This window comes from Mucilaginibacter metallidurans (assembly GCF_003286435.2).
GTDB classification, from domain to species: domain Bacteria; phylum Bacteroidota; class Bacteroidia; order Sphingobacteriales; family Sphingobacteriaceae; genus Mucilaginibacter; species Mucilaginibacter gossypii.
Genome location: NZ_CP043449.1, coordinates 7,298,718 through 7,323,039 on the forward strand (window position 1 = coordinate 7,298,718; position 24,322 = coordinate 7,323,039).

Below are 24,322 nucleotides of genomic sequence, written 5' to 3' on the forward strand. Positions count from 1 at the left end.
GGTCCATGGACTATCGACCATAAATAAAACCATGAGCTATGAACAATGAACCATTGGCCATCCCAACCATGGCCGAAATGGCTGCACAGGGAAGGGAACCTGAAATATTGTTTTGGGTAGGGTGTGCCGGCAGCTTTGATGAGCGTGCCCGTAAAATTACCCGCGATATTTGTAAGATCCTGCATCATGTAGGCATTAGTTATGCTGTGTTGGGTACGGAAGAAAACTGCACCGGCGACCCCGCCAAACGGGCCGGTAACGAGTTTCTGTTTCAGATGCAGGCCATGATGAATATCCAGGTGCTGGATGGGTATAACATTAAAAAAATAGTTACCGGTTGCCCGCATTGTTTCAATACTATAAAAAACGAATATCCTGGTTTGGGGGGTAATTATGAGGTGATTCATCATACACAACTTATTCAACAGTTAATTGATGCCGGTAAGCTTAAGGCAGAGGGCGGTGAAAGTTTTAAGGGGAAAAGGATCACTTATCATGACCCCTGTTATTTGGGCCGGGGAAATGATGTTTACGAGGCTCCGCGTGCAGCGTTAGAGATATTGGATGCCGAATTGGTAGAAATGAAACGCTGCAAGTCAAACGGCTTGTGTTGTGGTGCGGGCGGCGCGCAAATGTTTAAGGAACCTGAACCAGGTAAGAAGGATATCAATATAGAGCGTATTGCTGATGTTATAGAAGCTAAAGCACAGTTGGTAGCCGCTGCCTGTCCGTTTTGTATGACCATGCTAACTGATGGCGTAAAAAACCAGGATAAGGAACAGGAGATAAAAGTTTTGGATATTGCCGAGATCACGGTTAGGGCTAACGGGTTATAAACCTTTTGTCCTGAAATAATGCAACGCATTCTTCAGGCTGTCAAATTTGGTGGCGCTCATGTTATGAACCGGTAAATCAAATGTAGTGGCCATTGAGTCGATATTGCCATTAGGGTCTTCGTAGGTTTGTACAATGATATCATCGGTTTGGGTATTGAATTTTACTGCACCTGTGGTGTCGCTGCCCACATAATCAACATTGGTTAAACGGTGCAGGTTGAAAGAAAAATATTCCTGTTTGCCATGTTGATAAGTTTTTCGCAAACGTAAAAAATAGTCGCTGGTGAGGGTTATCTCCCACTTTTTGAGGTTGATATCAGGTGTTGGGTTAAATGAGCTATTTAGGCATCTATTGCTCCAGTTTAACCATTCCTGTTCGCTCATTTCGGCTTTAAAACCGTAATTTAGCGCAATAAGGGCTAAAATTGATGTAATGAGCGCAGTTTTTCCAATTGATGGCAGAATTGATATTTTCATGACAACAAAATGTAACCCGAAGTTAATAAATTGATAATTTTGGAAATGAAATTTTCTCCACAGTCAAGAGTTTGGATCTATCAGTCGGACAGGAAATTAACCGACCAGGAAGTACAACAGATTCAGCCTGAGCTGGACAAGTTTGCTACCGGGTGGACAGCTCACAATAACCAGCTGAAAGCCAAAGGCGAGGTTAGGTACAACCGTTTTTTTATTTTGATAGTTGATGAAAGCCAGGCAGGCGCCAGCGGCTGTTCTATTGATAAATCGGTTCACTTTATGCAACAGGTGCAGCAGCACTTAGGGATTAATCTTTTCGATAGGTTTAATTTGGCTTATCGCGAGGGTGAGGAAGTGCTTTCTTTGCCAAGGCATGATTTTGAGGCTAAACTAAAAGAGGGTAGCATCAATAAGGAAACGGTTGTTTACAATAACCTGGTTCAAAATTTAACCGAGCTGGAAACTAAATGGGAGGTGCCGTTTAAAGATAGCTGGCATATTCAGTTATTTCGCGACCTGGTAGCCAGTTAATTAACCGGCTATCCAAATTTTTTAAATTTACTGTGCTTAAGCCATGCAAATGTTTACCTTTGGCACAAAATTTAGATATAAATCATTTATACTGATACTTTATAAATAAGCTATAAAAATGAAAGGCTTCATCTCAACCAAAACTTACGGATTTTTAAACTACGTTGTAGCCCTGTTAATGATCTCAACTTTGTGGACTTTTGGTGGTACCCTGCATGTTGGTGGCGCGGCTTTATTCCTGCCTCTGATAATTGGCTGGCTGCAGTTGATCATGGCTATCTTCGCTAAAAACGAAATGGGTTTTATCAAACAATTCCCGATGGTTATGCACAATGTAGGTGACGTAATTATGGGCTCGTTCCTGTTTTGCTCGCCTTGGGTTTATGCTTTTTCTGATAAAATGGTTTTACCTCAATTAGTTTTTGGTGCTTACCTTTTAATTGTTGGTTGCTTTACCAAAGGTTCACCATTCATTAACCCACAGGTAGAAGAAGATCACGGCGTAAGCTATAATGCTTAATCCTTTTTCCCGAAAAGATATAAAACAAAAGAGGTGCTCATTTGAGCACCTCTTTTGTTTTATATGCCAAGCTCTTTTGATCGCTGCTCTTCCCGTTGATTACGCATGATTTTAGTGAAACCACGATGATTGTGCTGTTCATCAAACAGCGGAAAAACCAACCCGCTGCCCCAGAAACGTGTGCCGTCCTTGCGTACATGATAACGCTCATCAATAGCCCTGCCCCGGCTAAGCGCTTTTTTTAATTCGGCTTCGGGTTTACCTTCAGCAATATCTTCGGGAGTAAAAAAAATCCGGGCGCTTAGGCCTAATACTTCCTGTTCGGTGTAGCCAAGCACTTTTTGGGCGCCGGTATTCCAGCTGTTAATGTCACCATTTTTATCTGTAGTGATCACCGCGTAATCTTCCAGGCTGTCCAGCACCTGCCTGAAAAAGTCCTCGCTCATCCTAAAATAAGTGTCATCGAAAAGGTCCTGGCTGGTTATAGTGTCATCAAAGGTTTGATATTCGATGAAAATACTGGTATTGTCGACACCGCAAACCAGTTGCATGGGCTCGCGGGTGATGCGGTAAAAAGTTTCAAAACCCGCTGGTAATTTATTTAATTCCGGTTTTTCTTTTATTGGTACAAGTGTTATGTCGACAGCCTCATCTTGTTGTGGGTTCAGGTTGATCTTTACCAATACATATTCGTAGCCTTTTTCAATCAGGTCGCCAAGTAGTTGTGAGGTTAACGGAGTGCGCATTTTTAAGGTAGATTGCTTGTTCAGACGATTCCAGCACAAAAATGACACCAGTTATAACAGTGTACTTATCATCGCAGCCTGTTTACAGCTAAAATACCTCGTTAAGTCCCAAAAAGAACCCACTTGAACCATAAGTTCCCCTGGCATAATCAATACATAGATTGGAACGGGTGTATTTATTAAACAACAGTCGCAGCCCTGCGCCGCCGCCGGGTTCCCAATACCTGAATAGTTTTATGCGTTGCTGATTGTTTGCTGTTTCTGCATTGATAAAGGCAACGCCACTAAGTAATTTGTTGCTTGTTAGCGGAAAACGGTATTCGGCCTCGTTATATACAAATGACATGCCTTTAAACCTACCTATAATAAATGCTCTGCCAATGCGGCCATAAGCATCGCTGCCGGTGCCGGGCAATTCAAGGTAGGGCAGCGTCCCGCTCAACAAATAGTTTGACCAGTGCCACAACGCAAAAACATGTTCGGGGTGGGTTGATGACAGGCTCCAGTATTTCCTGAATTCAAACTTTACCTGCATGGCATTGCGGTTGCTGCCCAGCCAGGTTTGGTTGCTCCGCAAAACAATATCGGCATAAATACCCCTGAACGGTCGGTTGGGCTGGTCGCGGTTATTAAACTGGAAATTGAACAGCAGTCCATTAGCTTGGTACGAGTTAACAGGAAAACCGTTACGGATACTATAGCGATAATTATGAGTTTTTGATAGGGGAATGTCTTTGCGGTCATCATCTATATGGCTGTAATAATTAAAGCTTAGCCCGGCACCCACATATATATGATGTGCCAGTTTACGGTAGATGCGCTCATTGGCTTTGATATAAACATAACGGATAGGGAATGCATCAGGATTATTTTCAAAATGGGTGTTGTTCATGAAAAAGCTGCCTTCGCCAAAACTGCGCCTGCCGGTGCCGAGGCCGTTGTCCATGGCAACGGTTTTCCCAATTTGTACAGTGCCCTGCAGGTTCCACTTGTTTTCGGCCGAGAAAGCGTTTTGTTTAAACTCAAAAGTAGAGAGCCCGCTTGTTGACAGGTAAAAGCCCGCATTAATTACCGAAAGGGTTGTAGTTGAAGGATCGCCAAAGTATTTTCCTCCTGATGAGATAACCCCAACGGCAAAACCCACGCTTGGGTTGTAAGCTGCCGATGGTAATACCGACCAATAAGTACGATTTTGTGTTTGTGTGGTCGCTACTGATGGTTTACTGCTCTTGCCACTGAAAAAGGCTGCCAAAATACCATTGGCGTCTACCTGTGTTTGTAACGAATCAACCGGATCGGCCATGGTTTGGGCAAACAACTTGCAGGTACTTAAAAGTACAATCAAGGTTAAGGTGAGCCGGTAAACAGCGGGAGCCAATTATTCAGGGATTAATTAGTGTTCCTGCTAATATATTTATATCATCTGAATGTAAAAAACTTATTACAAAATAAACCGAGTTTAATGGAACACGGATTTGCGTTAGAGATAGAAGCGTAAAGCCCGGAGCGCGTGGAGGTTTCTGAGCGTAGGAAAAGCGAGGACTTGCTGCGTATAGCCCGGGCCGCAGGCAACGCCCAATCCATCATAATGATCAGGTTACTTTTTTAAATAACCGGTATTAAATAGAAAAACAGGTATGGGACGCTCTTTAAATTTCAATACACGTTTACTGCTGTTGGCTATTTTGACGAATGTGATGCTTATAACTGGATGTAGTTCGTCGGATAAAAAGGAGTATGCCGCAATAAGCTTGAACACCGCGCAAATGATCGAGGCTGATAGCAGTGTGATAGATACTTCTTTTAATGGTCCAGGAATATTAGCAGCATATTTGCACGATACTACGAAACGCTCCCAAAATGATACTATACCTGCTGTAGATGTATTTATTTGCAAATCACATAAACGAGACACTGCTTTGGGCGATACCATTGTTATTTTTGATACACAACTACGAGGGGAAATCCCGGCAAGTATAACCAACTACTGGACTAATTTGCACTACACAAAAAACTGGAGAAATTGCGAGGTTGCTGTATCTGCTAATGAGTTAAGCACAATTAAAAAGTACAAATATAAATATGCAAAAGTTACGCTTGTAACAGATGATTGAACGCCTTTAACTCAGCATCTGGTCGGTGTTTTCACCGCACCAGATAATTTGGGGCATGATACGATAATTGAAGCAACTGTAAAAGTGGTACGGTGAAAACACCGACCAAAAGCTGCATTCGAGTCCAGAAAAGCCGTAACCCTGCTCATCCCGAAAATCAACTCAAATCCCGGTTCAGACAGGAATCAGGGAAATTCACAAATCCTAAAAACCATGGTTCAGATATTTCCTTAAAAACTATTTGCTAATAAAGTAATTAACCCTATCTTTGCAGTCCCGAAAATACGGGGTATAATAAACGTTTAAACAATTTAATTTAAAGCAAGTGAATACGTTAAGTTACAAAACTGTCTCAGCCAACAAAAAAACCGTTAACAAACAATGGGTTGTTGTTGACGCCGAAGGCGAGATTTTGGGGCGCTTGTCTACGAAGATCGCAATGATCATTCGCGGTAAAACCAAGCCTGATTTCACCCCAAACGTAGACTGTGGTGATAATGTGATCGTTATCAACGCAGACAAGGTAAAACTGACCGGCAACAAACTAAGCGACAAAGTTTATGTTCGTTACACTGGATATCCAGGTGGTCAGCGTTTTATTTCTCCTAAGGAGTTATTGGCGAAACATCCAACCCGCATCATCGAGAAAGCGGTACGTGGTATGTTACCTAAAAATCGTTTGGGTAAAGCATTGTTCGGCAATTTGCATGTATACGCAGGTGCTGAGCATCCTCATGCAGCGCAAAACCCAACAGCCATTTAATTTTTAATTTTTAAGGAGAAAAAAAATGCCAACAACTAACACTTCAGGCAGAAGAAAAACAGCCGTTGCCCGCATCTACCTTACAGAAGGAAATGGTGCGATCATCGTTAACGGTAAAGATTACAAAGAGTATTTCCCTACTTTGCCATTGCAATATATCGTAACTCAGAGCACTGAGGTTTCTGGTAGCACCGGAAAATATGATGTTAAAGCAAACGTTGCAGGTGGTGGTGTAAAAGGACAGGCAGAAGCCGTTCGTTTAGCTATCGCTAAAGCTATTGTTGAACTTGATGCTGAAAAGAAACCGGCATTACGTGCTAAAGGCTTAATGACCCGCGATGACCGTATGGTTGAGCGTAAAAAACCAGGTCGCAGGAAAGCACGTAAGAGATTCCAATTCAGTAAACGTTAATCAAAGGAGGACAACAAAATGGCAAGAACAACTTATCAGGATTTACTGGACGCTGGTGTACACTTTGGTCACCTTACCCGCAAATGGGATCCGAAAATGTCACAGTACATTTTCATGGAGCGTAACGGTATCCACATTATCGATTTAAATAAAACCTTAACTAAGGTTGAAGAAGCTGCTGCAGCTATAAAACAAATTGTAAAATCAGGCCGTAAGGTATTATTCGTAGCTACAAAGAAACAAGCGAAAGATATCGTTGCTGATTATGCAAAAAGCGTAAACATGCCATACATCACCGAGCGTTGGTTAGGTGGTATGTTAACCAACTTTGCTACTGTACGTAAGTCAATCAAAAAGATGTCAAACATCGATAAATTGACTAAAGACGGTACTTACAGCAACCTTTCTAAAAAAGAGCGTCTGATGATTCAGCGTGAGCGTATCAAATTAGAAACCCTTTTAGGTGGTATTTCTGACTTGAACCGTTTACCGGCTGCTTTATTCCTGATCGACGTTAAAAAAGAGCATATCGCGGTTTCAGAAGCATTAAAGTTGAACATCCCTACATTTGCTATGGTTGATACCAACTCTGACCCTTCAAACATCGACTTCCCGATCCCTGCGAATGACGACGCTACAAAATCAATCTCTTTGATCACCAGCATCATCATCAAAGCTATCGAAGAAGGTTTAGATGAGCGCAAACGCGAGAAAGAAGACGAAGCTGAAAAAGAAGCAGTAGCTGCAAAAGCTAAAGCTGATGCTCCTGAAGTTAACGAAGGCGGTAAAAGAACCCGTAAAGTTGCTGAAGTAGCTGCTGAAGGCGAAGCTGAAGCTCCGGCTGCTGAAACAGAAGAATAATCTTCCTTGTTAACCCTTTAAGGGAACAACAAAAAATATATTAATTCTCTCACCTCAGCAAGGGGTGGGAGATTTTTAATATTAAAAATAGTTGCAGGTTACAATAGCATAATACCATTACGGTAACTTGTAACCCGATATAAAAAATCTTAAAACTCAAAAAAACATGTCTACAGTACAAATTTCTGCAGCCGACGTAAACAAACTGCGCCAGCAAACCGGTGCCGGTATGATGGATTGCAAAAAAGCATTAACCGAAACTAACGGTGATTTTGAAGCAGCTATCGATTTTTTAAGGAAAAAAGGTGCTAAAGTTGCAGCAAGCCGTCAGGACAGGGAATCAAACGAAGGTGTTGTTATTGCACGTACTTCTGAAGATTTTAAAACCGGTGTTATCATCGAGCTTAACTGCGAAACTGACTTCGTAGCTAAAAACGCTGAGTTCATCGCTTTTGCAAATGAAATTGCTAACAAAGCTGTTGAAGCAAAACCAGCTTCAATTGAAGAGCTTTACGCACTTGAAATCGACGTTGAAACTGCCCGCGTTAAAATAGGTGATGCAATCATCGAAAAAACAGGTAAAATCGGCGAGAAAATCGGCGTATCTAAATATGAAGTTGTTAACGGCGAAAAAGTTGTTGCTTACATCCACGGTAACTTCCGTTTAGGTGTATTGGTAGCTTTAAGCGCTGACGGTGCAGGTGCAGAAGATGCAGGTAAAGACGTAGCTATGCAAATTGCTGCTATGAACCCTATCGCTTTGGATAAAGATGGTGTTGACGCTTCAGTAATTGAGCGTGAGCTTGAAATTGCTAAAGAGCAGATCCGTGCAGAAGGTAAACCAGAAGCAATGGTTGAAAAAATTGCTGCAGGTAAACTGAATAAATTCTACAAAGACTCAACCCTGTTAAACCAGGAGTTTGTGAAAGATTCGTCTAAGAGCATTTCACAATTCCTTGACTCAGTTGAAAAAGGCCTTACAGTAACCGCCTTCAAGCGAGTAGCTTTAGGAGCTTAATCATATTATCCCCCGATGAAAATCGGGGGATTTTTTTTGCCCTGTTGATTCGCCCTCAAAATCATGTCATTGCGAGGAGGGACGACGAAGCAATCGCACGCTATACAGGGCGGTCATGCACAGTTCGCGATTGCCACGCTACGCTCGCAATGACATAATGGTTGAATACGTAATTATTAAATCATGTCTATCCTCGCCCTCCACAACCTCAAACTCATCTCCACCGGCACTATTGCCGAGGGCAAAGCCGTTTTAATTTCAAACGGTACCATTACCGATGTAATTGATGAAAGCGCTATCCCAGCGGATGCGGTAAAGAAAAACCTGAACGGCGCATACCTTGGCCCGGGATTTATCGATCTGCAGATCTACGGGAGCGGCGGTAAGCTTTTTGCCGGTACACCTACCGTTGAGGCGCTTGTACAATTGGAGAATGACCTGCTGAACCAGGGAACTATAGGCGTGTTTGCCACTATCGGCACCAACACCAATGATATTGTGGAAACCGGTATTGAAGCGGCTAAGATCTATCGCCAAAAAAGCAGGGGTGCTTTCTGGGGATTGCACCTGGAAGGGCCTTATTTAAACCCTGCCAAAAAGGGCGCACACCCCGAAAAATTTATTAAGAAAGCTACCCTTGTCGAAGTTAAAAGCTGGCTTGAAAAGGCCGATGGTGTTATCAAGATGATCACCATAGCGCCCGAACTGCAGGATCAGGAGGTGATAGATTATTTATATGAGCAGGGTGTTATCATATCATCCGGCCATAGTAATGCTACCTATGCCGAAGGCAAATCATTTTTAAAGAAACCGGTGCAGGCAGTAACCCACCTGTTTAATGCTATGCCATCCATGCACCATCGTGAGCCCGGTTATATCCCTGCAATTTTTGAAGAAAGGCCATATACCAGTATTGTAGCAGATGGTATCCACGTTGATTTTGCTATGATCCGCCTCGCCAAACGTGAGTTAGGTGACAAGCTTTTTCTGATCACCGATGCCGTTACCTCAACCAAAGAAGGAGCTTATCAACATGAACTAAGGGGCGACAGGTATACCATGCCCGACGGTACTTTATCAGGTTCAAACCTTACGATGCTTAAAGCAGTTGAAAATTGCGTTAAATTGGCCGGTATTGACCTTGCTGAGGCCGTAAATATGGCTTCACTATATCCCGCCGAGTTAGCATCGCAAACAAAAAAGGGTAAAATAGAGAAGGGCTTTGATGCTGATCTCGTTATTTTTAATGCTGATTTTGAAGTGCTTGGGACTATACTAAAGGGTGATTTTTTAACAAAGACAACATAAAATTTTAACACTGAAATTTATTCGCTATTTTTGGCGAACTACTCCCGTATGAACAGAGCTTTATCAATTCTTGATATAAACAAAAGCAGGTTTCATCTTTTTCTATTATTAGCAAATCACACCAAATGAAATACAAAAGAATATTACTGAAACTTTCGGGCGAATCGCTGATGGGCGCAAGGCAATATGGTATTGATAACAACCAGGTTTTGCAGTATGCTCATGACATTAAAAACGTTTATGATGCCGGTATCGAGATTGCGGTAGTTGTTGGAGGCGGTAATATTTTCAGGGGATTAAGTGCTGAAAAATCGGGTATGGAACGTGCGCAGGCCGATTATATGGGTATGCTTGCAACGGTGATTAACTGTATGGCGCTGCAAAATGCTTTAGAAAGCATTGGTGTGGAAACCCGCCTGCAATCGGCCATTAAAATGGAACAGATCTGTGAGCCGTACATCCGTCGTCGTGCTATGCACCACCTGGAAATGGGCAAGATCGTGATCTTCGGAGCCGGTACAGGTAATCCTTACTTTACTACTGATACTGCCGCTTCATTACGCGCTATTGAAATTAAAGCTGATGTGGTATTGAAAGGTACCCGCGTTGACGGCATCTACACTGCCGACCCGGAAAAAGACCCAAGTGCAACCCGTTACGACGAGATCACTTTCCAGGAAGTATATGATAAAGGCCTGAATGTAATGGATATGACCGCCATAACCCTTTGCCAGGAAAATAAGCTGCCTATCATCGTATTTGATATGAACAAGGAAGGTAACTTTATGAAAATTGCCAAAGGCGAAGATATTGGTACACTGGTAAAATAAAGAGCGAAAAGCCGAAGGCTCAAAGCTTAAGGCCGAACGCAAAAGCTGAAAGCTAAATAATGCTAACAGTCAAAAAGCTTTAGGCCTTAAGCTGTCAGCTCAATCACATCGCTTTAAACTAAAAATAAAAGGACGCCCGATAAAAGGCGTCCTTTTATTTTTAGATGCTTATATATTATTTAGCATCATTAACAGCCTTGATAGCATCGTCAGCAGCTTTTGCCGAGGCATCGTCTTTCATAGTAGTACGCGAGGTTTTGATACCTTCCAGTTGGGTTACTATAAATGGTGCTGCTCCGTAAACCTTAAATTTAATGCCGGCGTTTTTAAGCTCTTCAATACCTTGTTGAGCGTACTCAGGCTTATTCACTTTGGCCGTCATGTCAGCAAAGTTTTTAAGGGAATTGAACTTTTCCTGAATCCCAGCCTCGGTAAACGCATGGTAAACAAATGGCCATTCAGCATCATTACCATTAGTTGTATATAAAGTCATGATAGCGGCAGTTAACGCGCCTTTGTTGTCTTTTTCAAGGCCTTTGGCTAAGCTTAATGCCTTGGCCGGGTCAAGTTGTGCTATGGCGTTTAAGGCAGCGCCCTGTACAGCGTATGATTCGCTCGATATGGATTGGGTAAACAAAGTCATATTACCGCTTGCTTTCAATTTGCCTAATGCAGTAATAGCAGCAGCTTTTACAAGCGTGTTATTATCGGTTTGAGCTAATGAGATTAATATTGGCTGGGCTGCATTACGCACGTCATCTTTAGTGAGATTTAATGCCCTGATGGTTTTAATGCGGAGGCCATAATACTTATCCTTTAAAGCCGCGATTAGGATTTTTTGCGCTTGCGGACGGGTTTGATCTGATGCAGCAGCTTCTATAGCTTCGTAACGGTCGAGGTAATTAGGAGCGTTAAAATACTGGAATGAAAACTCGTCAATTGTTTTATTGTCAGTTTTCTTGGTTAACAGGATTTTATCGGCATCAACATTCACCAAATCAGGTTTGCCGGTCAGTTGGTAGCTGATAGAATCTACCTTATCATTCATCCACTCTTTATGACGCACTTTTTTACCGCCCTGGTAAATATCAATAGCCATTGGCAGTTTAAAGGTTTGGCCATCCTGTGTTTGTTTCAGGTAAACGGTTTCGGTTTTAGTTGCCTCGTCCCATTTGTAGCTGATATTCAGTACAGGGTGACCTGCGCCATAATACCATTGGTTAAAATACCAGTTAAGGTCCTGGCCGCTGGCCTCTTCAAATGCCAAACGTAATTGCTGGGCTTCGCCATTTTTGAACGCGTTTGTTTTCAGATAAATGTTAAGTCCTTTATAAAATGCAGCGTCGCCTAAATAATTGCGGAGCATGTTAAGGATGCGGCCGCCTTTTTGATAAGTTACAGCATCAAAAACGTCCTCTTTATCAGCATAGTAAAAACGCACCAGGTTTTTGGTGCTGGCCCCTTGCGAACGGAGATAGCTTTGCATATCTGCATAGTTATGGGCATCGGCTTCATCCTTGCCGTATTTATGCTCGGCCCAAATGGTTTCGCTGAAGTTGGCAAACGATTCGTTTACGGTAAGGTTGCTCCAGCTTTCGGCAGTAACATAATCGCCAAACCATTGGTGAAACAATTCGTGAACGATAGTGCTGCGACCGTTATTATAGTTGGCGTCTATCAGCTCACGGTGGGTAGTCTGTACGTAATCGCCATGAAGGGTAGCCGAGGTATTTTCCATAGCGCCGCTCACATAATCGCGCACTACAATCTGCGAGTACTTAGCCCATGGAAAATCGACCCCTAAAGTTTTTGAATAAAAGTCGATAGCTTCAGGTGTAAAGCCAAAGATCTCTTTGGCGTAAGGAGCGTATTTAGGCTCCAGGTAGTAGCTTACCTCTTTATCTTTCCACTTGTCTTTATAGATCTTGAAATCGCCAACGGCCATCATAAACAGATATGGCGAGTGCGGCAACTCCTGTTTCCAGGTATCGGTACGGGTACCGTCGGCATTTGTTTTTTGAGCAGTCAGTTTACCGTTTGACAGGGTTACGTACTTTGCAGGCACGGTCATCGTGATCTCTTCGGTAGTTTTTTGGCTTGGCTTATCAATGGTAGGGAACCAGGCTGATGAACTTTCGGTTTCACCCTGGGTCCAGATCTGGGTTGGCTTATCTTTTTCCGTGCCGTCGGGATTGATGAAATATAAGCCTTTGGCATCGTTAATAGCTGCGCTGCCTTTAGCTTTCAGCTCATTGGGCTTGGCAGTATAATCAATGTAAATGGTATAGCTTTCGTTGTTGCGGTAAACCTTGTCCAGTTTAATGGCTACCGAAAGGCTATCCTGGTAAGTAAATTTAAGCGGGACGTTTTTGCCATTTTTTACCACCGAGATGTTTTTAAGGTCCATGCCTTTAGCGTCGAGCCTTAAGCTGTCGGTTGGATAAAAGTGGGGTTTCAAAGTAACCCATTCTTTGCCATACAGGTAACGTTTTTTGTAATCGAAACGAACATCAAGTTTGGTGTGGATGAGATCGTTGATTTTAGTTGGTACGGCGCGGTAAATTTTTAGTGCCGGGTTTTCCGGTGGAGGGGTTTGCTGCCCGTAAGCAGTTGCCATAGCTGTGGTAAGCACACACGACAGCATGAGTTTTGTAATTAATTTGCGATCAGTCATATATGGTACAAAAAGTTTGCTTTTTACAAGCTGTTAAGGATAGTTAATTTTCAAATATACACCCCGCCAGCCAAAATGTTTTGTGCGTAAATCACCTATGACGCACGGGACGGGATTATGTTACGGGGAGTGACTGATTTTTGAAGGGAAGGCACAAGTAAGCCCGGCACTGGTCGCCGCACAATACTTGCGCCAGCCGAGGGTAGGGGGTTAACAGGGTTAACATAAATTTGAATTTTGTTAAATAAATTACTGGATTTCAAGTTGTTGAAAAAAACAGGGGTTACGCCAATGATTGGTTAAAGACGTTCTGTTTGCAGCTGGTGTTATCATACTTGTTCAGGAAGGAAATGACTCTGCTTAAAACCGAACACCAGATGTACGCTATCGTACAGTAATAACGACGATTTTTATATAAATTATTGATTTTTAGTTATTTATATAAATGGCATGGCTTTTATCTACCAAAACAGTAGTGTACTGCCTATCAATAAACTGACAACCTGTGAGATATGAACTTAGATGACCACGTTTGGAACCTGGCTTCAAAGAAGTTAGCCCGCGAAGCTTCGGAAAGGGAGTTGGCTGAGCTAAATGCGTTGCTGGCTCAACATCCTGAATTGCATAGCCAGCTAAAGCTCATGTCGAAATGGTGGGATGATGGAGAAGAAAAGCCGGCAGACAATGGTTCGGCCTTGTTCAGTAAAATCCAGGCAAAAATTAAAGATATTGAAGGTGTAAAGGCACCGGAACTTGCAGCGGAGGGCCCGGCTAAGCAAGTGAAAGTACTACAGCGTAATTATAAGACTGAAAAACTACAACAACATAAGCCATTTTTAAACAGCATAGCCATGATCAAAAATTACCTGAAGGTTGCCTTAAGACAGTTGCGCAAGCAAAAAATGTATACTGCTATTAAAATTGGTGGCTTTGCGTTTAGTATTGCGGCCTGTTTGCTAATTGCCCTCTACATTCGCGATGAGTTGAGTTTTGATAAAAGTTACCCTAATGCCGCTAATATTTATCGCTTGCTTGGGCACTACCACGATGGCTCGGTAGATGAAAAAGGTGTTGATTGGCCTTCGGTGATGGCTAAGGTGACCAAACAGGACTATCCGGAAGTAGAGAAATCAGGGCGTTTAATGCCAAACTCGCTGTTTTGGGGTGCCGGTGCAAATGAGTTAAAGCGTGCCGACCAGGCCGATAATACCCACGAAGAAGGGTTTGCCTATGCAGATCAGGGGCTGATTGATATTTTAAACCTGCCCATGGTTTACGGCGACCCAAAACGTGCCTTAAGCGAGCCCTTGAGTATGGTGATCTCAAAAAGCAAGGCCGATAAATACTTTCCCGGTCAAAACCCGGTAGGTAAGGTAATGTACCTAAACAATAACAAAACCAAACCTTTTAAAATAGCCGCAGTAATGCAGGATATCCCCAATAATTCGCATTTGCACGATTTTAAGTTTTTCATCACCCTTGCCGGTGTCGAGTTCTGGAATGGCGAACAGGCAACCTGGGATGCCAATAATTATCATATATATATGGCGCTGAAACCCGGCACCAACATAGCACAGTTTAATAAAAAGGTAAATGATGGCATCCTGAAAAATTATTACATCCCCAGCATGACACGCAATGGCGATAAACGGGCCAGCAGGGTAATGAGTATGTTTAACTTGATGGTACAGAATGTACAGGACATCAATTTACGCTCGTACGATATTCATGATGGCATGTCGCACGGGGATATCCGTTTCGTGTGGTTGTTTGGGGCGGTGGCCGGTTTTATTTTGGTGATTGCCTGTATCAATTTTATTAACCTTTCTACAGCCAAATCGGCTAACAGGGCCAAAGAGGTTGGGTTACGTAAAGTAGTTGGCTCGCAGCGAAGTGGTTTGATCAGGCAGTTTTTGGCCGAATCATTATTGTATAGCTTTTTCTCGTTTGTATTAGGCCTGATCCTGGCCTGGATACTACTGCCATATTTTAATACGCTGGCGTCCAAATCGCTTATTATGCCGTGGGCGGTTTGGTGGTTAGTGCCGGTAGTGTTGGCAGCGGCATTCTTAATTGGCATTGTGGCGGGCATTTATCCTGCGTTTTACCTCTCGGGCTTTAAACCAGCCGAAGTGCTTAAAGGCAATTTAAGTACCGGAAGTAAAAGTTCGGTATTGCGTAATGTGCTGGTGGTTTTCCAGTTTGCTACATCTATTATCCTCATCATCAGTACGGTAGTTATTTATAACCAGATGCAATACCTGCTTAACAAAAAAGTAGGTTTTGAGAAAGACCAGGTGGTGATGATACAGGGTACCAATACGCTTGATAACCAGGTGAAACCATTTAAAAGCGACTTGTTGAAACTATCCACAGTTAAAAGTGCATCTATCAGCGATTTTTTACCGGTTTCGGGCACTAAGCGTAATGGCAACCAATTTGTTATTGAGGGAAGAGAAAAGATTGATCCTACTGTAGGTGGTCAGTTTTGGGATGTGGATCATGATTATCTCAAAACACTGGGCATTAAACTGGTAGCCGGCCGCGATTTTATCCCCGATATGAAAACCGACTCACAGGCGGTGATCATTAACCAAATGATGGCCAACAAACTCGGACTTAAAAATCCGATAGGGAAAAAGATAGTTAACTATGGTCCGGGTAAAACCATTATCGGAGTGGTGCAGGATTTTAATTTTAACTCGATGCGCGATGGCATTGAACCATTGGTGATGCACTTAAGCCCAAGCGAATCGATAGTATCCGTGAAAATAAAAGCCGGTGATGTAAAAAAAGCGCTCGACCAAATCACTGCGACCTGGAAACAGTTTGCACCAAACCAGCCCATCCGCTATACTTTTATGGACGAGCGTTTTGCCAGTATGTATGCCGATGTGCAACGGATGGGGCGTATTTTCACAAGTTTCGCGGTATTGGCCATTATTATAGCCTGTCTTGGCCTGTTTGCTTTAGCCGCCTTTATGGCCGAGCAGCGCAGCAAGGAAATAGGGATTCGCAAGGTACTGGGCGCAACCGTTGGTAATATCACCACTATGCTATCTGTGAATTTTGTAAAGCTGGTGTTTGTTGCCATCGTGGTTGCAACACCGATAGCCTATTATGCAATGACCCAATGGCTGCAGGATTTTACCTATCGCGTACAGCTTAGCTGGTGGATGTTTGCCCTTGCAGGTGTGGCAGCAATTATGATAGCACTGGTTACAGTAAGCTATCAAAGCATTAAAGCCGCGTTGATGAACCCGGTAAAGAGTTTGAAAGCGGAGTAGTTTTGATTTCGGATGTCAGATGTTCGATTTCGGAATTAAGAAAATAATAATTCATGTCATTGCGAGGCACGAAGCAATCGCATGCTATACAGAGCTGCTCTGCTTCCGTGCGATTGCCACGCTATCGCTCGCAATGACATATTTGAATGAACCATTGAACCAACTAAAATGTTAAAAAGTTATTTAAAAACAGCATGGCGGTTTTTGTTGAAAAACAAAACCTTTAGTTTAATTAATATAGTGGGATTGGCTACAGGCACACTGTGCTGCCTTTATATTTTGCTGTATGTGCAGGATCAGTATAGCTATGATAAGCAGCATAAAGATGTTAAGGATATTTATCGTATCACAACTACGCTCGAGCTAACCGGCGATAAACATGACGGCGCTGCAAGTTCGCCGCCTATTGCGCCGGCTATGAAAAACGATTTCGGCGAAGTTTTGCAGTTTACCCGGTTGGTTACTACCGAGGGTTTTGGGGCCAAGCAGCACCTGTTACGCTACAAAGAAAAATCATTTTATCAGCAGGATGCTGCTTATGTCGATTCTACCTTTTTTGATGTGTTTAACTTTCATTTTGTTAGCGGCAACGTTAGTAAAGTGCTGGCTGAGCCTTACAGCCTTGTATTAATGAAGCCGGTTGCTGATAAACTTTTCGGTACTGAGGATCCAATAGGGAGGATGATCTCTATCGATAATTCATTCGGCAAGCATGATTTTAAGGTTATGGGGGTTGTTGACGAAAGTGCCGGCCGGTCGCACATTCATGCCAGCATGTTTATGGCCATGAACAGCGGTGGCTTGGGCGAGTATGTAAGGCGGAATACCGCCTGGGCCGGTAATAACTTTTTATATGCCTATGTAAAGCTGCGCCCTAATGCCAGTGCGGCAGCCCTTGAAAAAAAGCTTCCTGACTTTTTAAATAAATATGGTGCCGACCAACTGAAGGCCATCGGCATGAAAAAGGCGCTGCACCTGCAGCCTGTAACTACCATTCATACAACGCCAGGACATGAGCATGAGCTAACCAAAACGCTCGACCCTGCATTCCTATACATTATGATACTGGTGGCTGTGTTGATACAGGTAGTGGCTTGTATTAACTTTATGAACCTTTCAACGGCGCGGGCATCCAATCGTGCCAAAGAAGTTGGTGTACGTAAAGTGATAGGTGCCGGCCAGGGTGATTTGATGAAACAGTTTTTAGGCGAATCATTTATGCTCACGCTCATTGGTGTGGCAATAGCCTTACCAATGCTTATAATTCTGCTGCCTTATTTAAACCAGGTAACGCATACAGATATTCATTTATCGTTTTTTAGCAATTATAAGCTTTGGCTAATGCTGGTGTGTATAGTTGTGGTTACCGGTTTTGTGGCAGGGAGCTATCCGGCTTTTTATTTATCGGCGTTTAAGGCTATCAAGGTGATCAAAGGGAATTTTACCAGTCATATTTCGGCAGCAGGGATCCGTAAATCATTGGTAGTGTTTCAGTTTGTGCTGTCGATAGTACTTATAACAGGTATTATTGTTATTTACAGTCAGCTCAATTTCGTAAAGAATAAAGACCTTGGCTTCGACCAAAATCAAAAGCTCATCTTTAATTTTTATACCGGTACTACTCAAGGCAAAATGAAAAATTTTGCAAATGATTTAAGGCAACTGGCCGAGGTTAAAACCGTAAGCAACGCTGATAATTACCTGAGCCAGTTTGTACCACATGATCATGGGGTTTACCCAGCCGGTGGCAACATGACTACCGCTATCGACGCACAAAATATTAATACCGATGAGTTTTTTGCCAAAGCCAACGGTATTAAAATAATTGCCGGCCGGGACTTCCGGATAGGGGATACCACCCGGGTACTCATTAATGAAACCTTATGTAAGCGACTGGGACTAAACCCGCAGACTGCTCCGGGTACACGATTATATACCCAATATGATCCGGACCCGGTAACCTTTGTTGAAGTGGCCGGGGTAATGAAGGACTTTAATTACAACTCCCTGCATATGGAAGTAAAGCCGTTTATGCTGGTTTACCGTAATGATCCGCGGCAGTTTAATGTGATGGTGGTATCAACAGATAGCAAAAACTATAAATCGTTACTGAGCAAAATGGAAGCTCTATGGCGCAAGGACATTGCTGATGCACCGTTTGAATATTCTTTCTTAGATACCGAGGTGCAAAAGCAGTATGAAACTGAAGTTACCTTGTCGCAAATTATTAATGCCTTTACGCTGATGGCGATAGTGATATCCTGCCTTGGCCTGTTTGGCCTGGCAGCTTTCAGTGCCGAACAACGCAGTAAGGAAATAGGTGTACGTAAGGTGCTCGGCGCCAGTGTAACGGGTATTGTGCAGTTACTGTCGAAAGATTTTATACAACTGGTGCTGATAGCCCTTGTAATATCCACGCCAATAGCATGGTGGGGCATGAGCAAATGGCTGCAGGCATTTGAATACCGGGTAACTATAAGCTGGTGGATGTTTGCCCTGGCCGGTGTGCTGGCCATGGTTATAGCACTGCTAACGGTAAGCACTCAAGCTATAAAGGCTGCACGGATGAATCCGGTGAAGAGTTTGAAGGCGGAATAGAGTGGTTAGAGGTTGGAGATTAGAGGTTAGGAAGATTTCGGAATTCGGATGTTCGATTTCGGAATTAAAGAAATAATATAATCTATGTCATTGCGAAGAGCAGGCTGGGTAACGAGTAGGCGCGACGCGGCAATCTCGTAACAAATGCATAAACGCCATGCAACGCGGTCGAGTTAAGTACGACGAGGTTGCTACGCTGCAATGACATGATTGCAAATAGCAATGAACAAGTGAACCAATGAACTAAGTCATGTTAAAGAATTACATCAAAATCGCGTTTCGCAACATTGTTAAAAACAAGGTACATGCCTTTATTAACATTGCGGGCTTATCAGTAGGGATGGCGGTGGCCATGCTTATCGGTCTTTGGATCTGGGACGAGTTGTCGTTTGATAAGTACCATAGCACCTACAACCGCATGGGGCAGATTATGGTTACACAAACGGCAAATGGAGAAACGCCTACTTTTCGATCGACCGTGGTGCCGCTGAGTGCCGAATTGCGCACTAAGTATGCCAGCGATTTTAAACATACTTCGCTCTTTTGGGGTGGGCGCATATTCTTTCGGTAGGTGATAAAAAGATCTCACAAATTGGGGCCTGGGCCGAGGGTGATTTGCCGGCCATGCTTGCATTGAATATGGTAAGAGGCAGTTATACCGAGTTTAGGGATCCTTCATCAATAGTTATATCTCAATCAATTGCCAAAGCGCTGTTTGGCAATGCCGATCCGGTCAATAAAACTATCAAAGCTGATAATAAAACAAGCTTAAAAGTTATCGGCGTATATGAAGACCTGCCACGCAATACTTCATTTTATGAAACAAAGTTCCTGATGCCTTTTTTTAATAAAAACAACTGGTGGGGCACGCAAACGGGAGCATGGGATAATCATGGCTGCTCATTGTTTGTTCAGCTGGCCGATAACGTGGATTTTGATAAAGTATCGGCTAAGATCAGAAACATTACCAAGCCACATTTCAAGATGAATGATGAAAGTATACAGGTGCACCCCATGAGCAAATGGCACCTGTACAGCGATTTTAAAAACAGCAAACCTGTTGGCGGACTTATTGAAATGGTTTGGCTGTTTGGTATTATTGGGGTATTTGTGTTGTTGCTGGCCTGTATCAATTTCATGAACCTGAGTACCGCCCGAAGTGAGAAACGTGCTAAGGAAGTGGGGATCAGAAAGTCTATCGGCTCTATGCGCTCACAGCTCATTAACCAGTTTTTAAGCGAATCGGTAATATTTGCCTGTTTGGCGCTGGTGGTTACGGTGGGTATAGTTTTGATTGCGCTGCCATCATTTAATCATATTGCTGATAAACAAATAGGTATGCCATTTGGCAATGTTTGGTTTTGGCTCCTGGCTTTGGGTTTTACTTTATTTACAGGCGTCATAGCAGGCAGTTATCCGGCATTTTACCTTTCATCATTTGAGCCGGTGAAGGTTTTAAAGGGCACTTTCAAGGTCGGCCGTTTTGCGTCTCTGCCGCGTAAGGTTTTGGTTGTTGTGCAGTTTACGGTATCCATAGCGCTGATTATAGGTACCATTATCGTATTCAGGCAAATCCAGTATGCTAAAGACAGGCCGGTCGGTTATTCGCGTGCGGGCTTACTTTCTTTCGAGATGAAGACTCCTGAAATTTACGGACATTATGAAACCATGCGTAACGACCTGATCCAAACCGGCGCGGTTGAGGATATGGCCGAATCAAACAGTACCACCACAGAGATTTGGGCAAATAACGGAGGCTTCGATTGGGAGGGCAAGCCCGCAGGCTTCGATCCAACTTTTGGTACCGTTGCTACAACCTATGATTTTGGGCATACCGTAGGCTGGAAAATTATCCAGGGCCGCGATTTTTCAAGAAACTTCCCAACGGATACCGGTGCCTTTATCCTCAACGAATCGGCAGTGAAAATGAGCGGCATTAAAAACCCGGTGGGCAAAGTGATCAGGTGGAACAAACAGAATCATGTTGTTACGGGCGTGGTGAAGGATATGGTGATGGAATCGCCTTACAAAAACCTGTAGCTACTGTATTTATGATGTTGCCCGGCTGGGTTAATTTCATAACGTTGAGGGTTAAACCAACCATGCCCATGCAGGAAGCCTTAAAAAAGATAGAACCCGTGTTCAAAAAATATAACCCGGAAGTCCGTTTGATTTTAAGTTTAATGATGATGAGTACGCGAGCAAGTTTTCGGACGAACAGCGGATCGGCAACCTCGCTACCATATTTGCGGTGCTGGCTATATTTATATCGTGCCTTGGCTTATTCGGCCTGGCTTCATTTGTTGCCGAACAACGTATCAAGGAGATAGGGGTGCGCAAAGTATTGGGAGCATCGGTAGCCAATTTGTGGCGGTTGCTCTCCACCGAGTTTGTGGTTTTAGTTACCATATCACTCTTTATAGCTATTCCGGCAACATACTATTATATGAACAACTGGCTGCATAAGTATGAATACCGGTCGACCATAACCTGGTGGATCTTTGCGGCATCAGGAGTTGGCGCTGTGGTAATCACTTTGCTAACGGTAAGCTATCATGCCATAAAAGCGGCACTGGCTAACCCGGTGAAGAATTTGCGATCGGAATAAGTGGTTAGAGGTTGGAGATTAGAGGTTAGGAGAAGCGAGACACCAATGAACTAATGAACAAGTGAACCAATGAACCATGTTTAAAAACTATTTAACCGTTGCGTGGCGAAACCTTGTTAAGAACAAGGCGCATACGCTTATCAATATTACAGGCCTGTCGGTAGGTATGGCGGTAGCTATGCTTATTGGCCTGTGGATCTGGGACGAGTTATCTTACAATAAAAACTTCGATAATTATGACCGGATAGTTCAGGTTTGGCAAAATCAAACTTTTAATGGTGTAACAGGTTCGCAAACGGCTATGCCTATACCTTTAGGTTATAAATTGCGGAATGACTACAAGCACGATTTTAAATACGTGGTGCTTTCTTCCTGGAACTATGGACATATTATGGCCTATGGCGATAAAAAACTCACGAAGGAGGGAAGTTACATGCAGGCCGAAGCGCCTGATCTGCTTACGTTGAGAATGCTGAAGGGTACACGTGATGGTTTGAAAGATCCATCATCAGTTTTACTTTCGGCAACACTGGCCAAGGCCTTGTTTGGTGATACCGATCCGATGCTTAAAACCATCAAAATAGATAATGTATGGAATGTTAAAGTGACCGGCGTTTATGAAGACATGCCGCATAATTCCGAGTTTCGCGAGCTGGGTTTCATAGCGCCATGGGATTTATATATGACTACCGCCGCCTGGTTAAAACGGGCCGAAACCCGCTGGGGTAACAACTCCTGGCAAATTTTTGCGCAACTGAAGCCTGGCATCAACGCCCAAAAAGTATCTGCCGAGATCAAAGATCTTAAACTGCATGCGATTAAAGCGCAGGGCGACGATGTTGGCGCCAGCTTTAAACCGGTAGTGTTTTTGCATCCAATGAGTAAATGGCACCTTTACTCGAGCTTTAAAGATGGCTTTAATGTTGGCGGCGATATCAAATTTGTGTGGATGTTTGGTATTATCGGCGTGTTTGTGCTGATGCTGGCCTGTATCAATTTCATGAACCTGAGTACCGCCCGCAGTGAGAAACGTGCCAAGGAAGTGGGGATTCGTAAAACGGTAGGCTCGTTAAGGAGCCAGCTGATCAGCCAGTTCTTTATCGAGTCGGTAATATTAGCGTTGTTCGCATTTTTAATTTCGGTTTTACTGGCGCAGCTCACGCTATCGTGGTTCAATGGCGTGGCCGATAAAACCATGCACATCCTTTGGGGCAACGCGGTTTTCTGGCTGCTGGGTTTAAGTTTCAGCATTATCACAGGGCTAATTGCCGGTAGTTACCCGGCATTTTATCTGTCGTCCTTTCAACCGGTTAGGGTTTTGAAGGGTACATTCAAGGCCGGCCGCTATGCAGCAGTGCCGCGTAAAATACTGGTGGTACTGCAGTTTGCTGTGTCGGTTACGCTAATCATCGGCACCATCATCGTGTTCAGGCAGGTGCAGTTCACCAAAAACAGGCCTATCGGTTATGAGCGTACGGGGTTGGTACAGATAGATATGCGTACCGATGAAATTCATAAGCATTTTGAAGCCGTAAGGAACGATCTGCTTAAATCGGGGGCCATTATTGAAATTGCCGAGTCTGGTAGCCCGCTTACTGCTGTGTACTCCAATAACAGTGGCTTAAACTGGCGGGGAAAACCTGCAGGTTTACAGGATGACTTCGCCACGATAACCCTTAGTCCGGAGTTTGGCAAGGTTGCCCAGTGGAAGTTAATTGAAGGCCGCGATTTTGAACGCAACAATGCAGGCGATTCGTCAAGCATGATCGTGAACGAAACTGCCGCCCGTTTCATGAACTTTAAGCACGCGGTAGGTGAAATAATCGACTGGGGTAAAAAATTCAAGATCATAGGCGTGGTAAAGGATATGGTGATGTCGTCGCCGTATGAACCGGTTAAATCGTCAATATTTATACTGGATAATGACCCGGGTGGCCTTGTCGATATCCGCTTAAACCCCAAAATGAGCGCCCATGATGCTATTGCCAAAATTGAGTTAATTTTTAAACAATATGCCCCCGGCAGCCCGTTCGAATATAAGTTTACCGACGAAGAGTATGCCCGTAAATTCACCAACGAAGAGCGCATAGGCAAACTGGCCGGCTTCTTTACTTTGCTGGCCATCTTTATCAGCTGTATGGGCTTATTCGGTATGGCATCGTTCATGGCCGAACAACGTACTAAGGAGATTGGTGTACGCAAAGTGCTGGGTGCTTCAATATTCAGCCTATGGCAATTAATGTCGAAAGAATTTGTGGTCCTTGTATCTGTATCATTATTGATAGCCATACCAACGGCTTATTACTTTATGCAGGGCTGGCTGCAGGATTATAAATACCGGGCCGATTTATCCTGGTGGATATTTGGCCTCACCGCAGTAGGAGCTATCGCCATAACGCTGCTCACGGTAAGTTATCAAAGTATAAAAGCAGCTTCAATGAACCCGGTAAAAAGTTTGAAAACGGAATAGAGAGGTTAGTGATTAAAAATTAAAGATCAGTTTTACCCCCGTTGTCGTGCCCTCACGACAGTGGGGTGGGAGTTTTCTGAACCTAAATTTATAGAATTTAATGAATTAACCGGATGCCAGGCAAATTCCAAAAATTCTTTAATTCGTTTAATTCGAGTTCAGACATTCTGAGTCAGGCAACAACAAATACAAACACCGTAATGTCAATCTTACATCCCTGCATAACGCTTTAAAGCATTATCCTTTCGTCATTCGGCACAAAACCTTAC

General features: G+C 43.4%; 20 protein-coding genes. 16 read left to right on the forward strand and 4 right to left on the reverse strand.

Annotated features, from left to right (window positions below; translation table 11 throughout):
- The first annotated feature begins 38 nt into the window (after positions 1–38).
- On the forward strand, positions 39–836 hold the full coding sequence (locus tag DIU38_RS31635; protein ID WP_112653841.1) for a (Fe-S)-binding protein: 798 nt from the start codon (positions 39–41) through the stop codon (positions 834–836).
- On the opposite strand, the gene DIU38_RS31640 is transcribed toward DIU38_RS31635, so the two are convergent.
- Positions 831–1,313, reverse strand: a complete 483-nt coding sequence (locus DIU38_RS31640; protein WP_112653840.1) for a hypothetical protein — start codon at positions 1,311–1,313, stop codon at positions 831–833. The two genes, DIU38_RS31635 and DIU38_RS31640, sit on opposite strands and share 6 nt — an antisense overlap.
- Before the next feature lie 45 nt (positions 1,314–1,358).
- On the opposite strand from DIU38_RS31640, the gene DIU38_RS31645 reads away from it, so the two are divergent.
- On the forward strand, positions 1,359–1,844 hold the full coding sequence (locus tag DIU38_RS31645; protein WP_112653839.1) for an ABC transporter ATPase: 486 nt from the start codon (positions 1,359–1,361) through the stop codon (positions 1,842–1,844).
- A gap of 118 nt (positions 1,845–1,962) precedes the next feature.
- Positions 1,963–2,364: an SPW repeat domain-containing protein gene (locus DIU38_RS31650; protein ID WP_091165187.1), complete on the forward strand. Its 402-nt coding sequence runs from the start codon at positions 1,963–1,965 to the stop codon at positions 2,362–2,364.
- Between the two features lie 59 nt (positions 2,365–2,423).
- Here the strand turns inward: DIU38_RS31650 and DIU38_RS31655 are convergent, their stop codons facing one another.
- Together DIU38_RS31655 and DIU38_RS31660 are read right to left on the reverse strand one after the other, a co-directional pair.
- Positions 2,424–3,110: a PAS domain-containing protein gene (locus tag DIU38_RS31655; RefSeq protein WP_091165192.1), complete on the reverse strand. Its 687-nt coding sequence runs from the start codon at positions 3,108–3,110 to the stop codon at positions 2,424–2,426.
- 88 nt (positions 3,111–3,198) lie between these two features.
- A complete protein-coding gene (locus DIU38_RS31660) occupies positions 3,199–4,488 on the reverse strand; it encodes a BamA/TamA family outer membrane protein (RefSeq protein ID WP_112653476.1) in 1,290 nt (429 codons plus the stop codon).
- A gap of 259 nt (positions 4,489–4,747) precedes the next feature.
- Between DIU38_RS31660 and DIU38_RS31665 the strand changes: the two genes are divergently transcribed.
- From DIU38_RS31665 to pyrH, 7 genes are all read left to right on the forward strand, one after another.
- Positions 4,748–5,224, forward strand: a complete 477-nt coding sequence (locus DIU38_RS31665) for a hypothetical protein (RefSeq protein ID WP_112653477.1) — start codon at positions 4,748–4,750, stop codon at positions 5,222–5,224.
- A 325-nt stretch (positions 5,225–5,549) separates the two neighbouring features.
- On the forward strand, positions 5,550–5,987 hold the full coding sequence (gene rplM / locus DIU38_RS31670) for a 50S ribosomal protein L13 (RefSeq protein WP_090529488.1): 438 nt from the start codon (positions 5,550–5,552) through the stop codon (positions 5,985–5,987).
- Between the two features lie 25 nt (positions 5,988–6,012).
- Positions 6,013–6,399, forward strand: a complete 387-nt coding sequence (rpsI, locus tag DIU38_RS31675) for a 30S ribosomal protein S9 (protein WP_090529485.1) — start codon at positions 6,013–6,015, stop codon at positions 6,397–6,399.
- Positions 6,400–6,417: 18 nt separating this feature from the next.
- Entirely contained in the window at positions 6,418–7,260 is an 843-nt protein-coding gene (rpsB, locus tag DIU38_RS31680; protein ID WP_090529482.1) for a 30S ribosomal protein S2, read from the forward strand.
- A gap of 166 nt (positions 7,261–7,426) precedes the next feature.
- Entirely contained in the window at positions 7,427–8,278 is an 852-nt protein-coding gene (gene tsf, locus DIU38_RS31685) for a translation elongation factor Ts (RefSeq protein ID WP_090529479.1), read from the forward strand.
- A 183-nt stretch (positions 8,279–8,461) separates the two neighbouring features.
- Positions 8,462–9,586, forward strand: coding sequence for an N-acetylglucosamine-6-phosphate deacetylase (nagA, locus tag DIU38_RS31690; protein WP_112653478.1), 1,125 nt, complete (start codon positions 8,462–8,464; stop codon positions 9,584–9,586).
- Positions 9,587–9,711: 125 nt separating this feature from the next.
- Positions 9,712–10,416: a UMP kinase gene (pyrH, locus tag DIU38_RS31695; protein WP_090529473.1), complete on the forward strand. Its 705-nt coding sequence runs from the start codon at positions 9,712–9,714 to the stop codon at positions 10,414–10,416.
- Positions 10,417–10,591: 175 nt separating this feature from the next.
- On the opposite strand, the gene DIU38_RS31700 is transcribed toward pyrH, so the two are convergent.
- Entirely contained in the window at positions 10,592–13,090 is a 2,499-nt protein-coding gene (locus DIU38_RS31700) for a M1 family aminopeptidase (protein WP_243770607.1), read from the reverse strand.
- Positions 13,091–13,602: 512 nt separating this feature from the next.
- Between DIU38_RS31700 and DIU38_RS31705 the strand changes: the two genes are divergently transcribed.
- The 6 genes from DIU38_RS31705 to DIU38_RS31720 all read left to right on the forward strand — a co-directional run bounded on the left by DIU38_RS31705 (position 13,603) and on the right by DIU38_RS31720 (position 24,053).
- Positions 13,603–16,377, forward strand: a complete 2,775-nt coding sequence (locus DIU38_RS31705) for an ABC transporter permease (protein ID WP_243770606.1) — start codon at positions 13,603–13,605, stop codon at positions 16,375–16,377.
- A gap of 168 nt (positions 16,378–16,545) precedes the next feature.
- On the forward strand, positions 16,546–18,975 hold the full coding sequence (locus DIU38_RS31710; RefSeq protein WP_112653479.1) for an ABC transporter permease: 2,430 nt from the start codon (positions 16,546–16,548) through the stop codon (positions 18,973–18,975).
- A gap of 250 nt (positions 18,976–19,225) precedes the next feature.
- Entirely contained in the window at positions 19,226–19,546 is a 321-nt protein-coding gene (locus DIU38_RS33680; protein WP_208809208.1) for an ABC transporter permease, read from the forward strand.
- Positions 19,519–21,015: an ABC transporter permease gene (locus tag DIU38_RS33685; RefSeq protein ID WP_208809209.1), complete on the forward strand. Its 1,497-nt coding sequence runs from the start codon at positions 19,519–19,521 to the stop codon at positions 21,013–21,015. The genes DIU38_RS33680 and DIU38_RS33685 overlap by 28 nt, the downstream gene beginning before the upstream one ends.
- A 211-nt stretch (positions 21,016–21,226) precedes the next feature.
- Positions 21,227–21,583, forward strand: a complete 357-nt coding sequence (locus tag DIU38_RS34315; RefSeq protein WP_244311246.1) for an ABC transporter permease — start codon at positions 21,227–21,229, stop codon at positions 21,581–21,583.
- Between the two features lie 76 nt (positions 21,584–21,659).
- Positions 21,660–24,053 (forward strand): ABC transporter permease, encoded by a 2,394-nt coding sequence (locus DIU38_RS31720; protein ID WP_112653481.1) that lies wholly within the window; start codon positions 21,660–21,662, stop codon positions 24,051–24,053.
- Positions 24,054–24,322 lie beyond the last annotated feature (269 nt).

Bases quoted from the DNA above. Each gene is read 5' to 3' on its own strand.
- DIU38_RS31705 (WP_243770606.1), top strand. From the start codon at position 13,603: ATGAACTTAGATGACCACGTTTGGAACCTGGCTTCAAAGAAGTTAGCC.
- DIU38_RS31665 (WP_112653477.1), top strand. From the start codon at position 4,748: ATGGGACGCTCTTTAAATTTCAATACACGTTTACTGCTGTTGGCTATT.
- DIU38_RS31655 (WP_091165192.1), bottom strand. From the start codon at position 3,110: ATGCGCACTCCGTTAACCTCACAACTACTTGGCGACCTGATTGAAAAA.
- DIU38_RS31720 (WP_112653481.1), top strand. From the start codon at position 21,660: ATGTTTAAAAACTATTTAACCGTTGCGTGGCGAAACCTTGTTAAGAAC.
- DIU38_RS33680 (WP_208809208.1), top strand. From the start codon at position 19,226: ATGTTAAAGAATTACATCAAAATCGCGTTTCGCAACATTGTTAAAAAC.
- DIU38_RS31640 (WP_112653840.1), bottom strand. From the start codon at position 1,313: ATGAAAATATCAATTCTGCCATCAATTGGAAAAACTGCGCTCATTACA.
- DIU38_RS31710 (WP_112653479.1), top strand. From the start codon at position 16,546: ATGTTAAAAAGTTATTTAAAAACAGCATGGCGGTTTTTGTTGAAAAAC.
- pyrH (WP_090529473.1), top strand. From the start codon at position 9,712: ATGAAATACAAAAGAATATTACTGAAACTTTCGGGCGAATCGCTGATG.
- tsf (WP_090529479.1), top strand. From the start codon at position 7,427: ATGTCTACAGTACAAATTTCTGCAGCCGACGTAAACAAACTGCGCCAG.
- rpsI (WP_090529485.1), top strand. From the start codon at position 6,013: ATGCCAACAACTAACACTTCAGGCAGAAGAAAAACAGCCGTTGCCCGC.
- DIU38_RS31645 (WP_112653839.1), top strand. From the start codon at position 1,359: ATGAAATTTTCTCCACAGTCAAGAGTTTGGATCTATCAGTCGGACAGG.
- DIU38_RS31700 (WP_243770607.1), bottom strand. From the start codon at position 13,090: ATGACTGATCGCAAATTAATTACAAAACTCATGCTGTCGTGTGTGCTT.
- nagA (WP_112653478.1), top strand. From the start codon at position 8,462: ATGTCTATCCTCGCCCTCCACAACCTCAAACTCATCTCCACCGGCACT.
- DIU38_RS31650 (WP_091165187.1), top strand. From the start codon at position 1,963: ATGAAAGGCTTCATCTCAACCAAAACTTACGGATTTTTAAACTACGTT.
- rpsB (WP_090529482.1), top strand. From the start codon at position 6,418: ATGGCAAGAACAACTTATCAGGATTTACTGGACGCTGGTGTACACTTT.
- DIU38_RS31635 (WP_112653841.1), top strand. From the start codon at position 39: ATGAACAATGAACCATTGGCCATCCCAACCATGGCCGAAATGGCTGCA.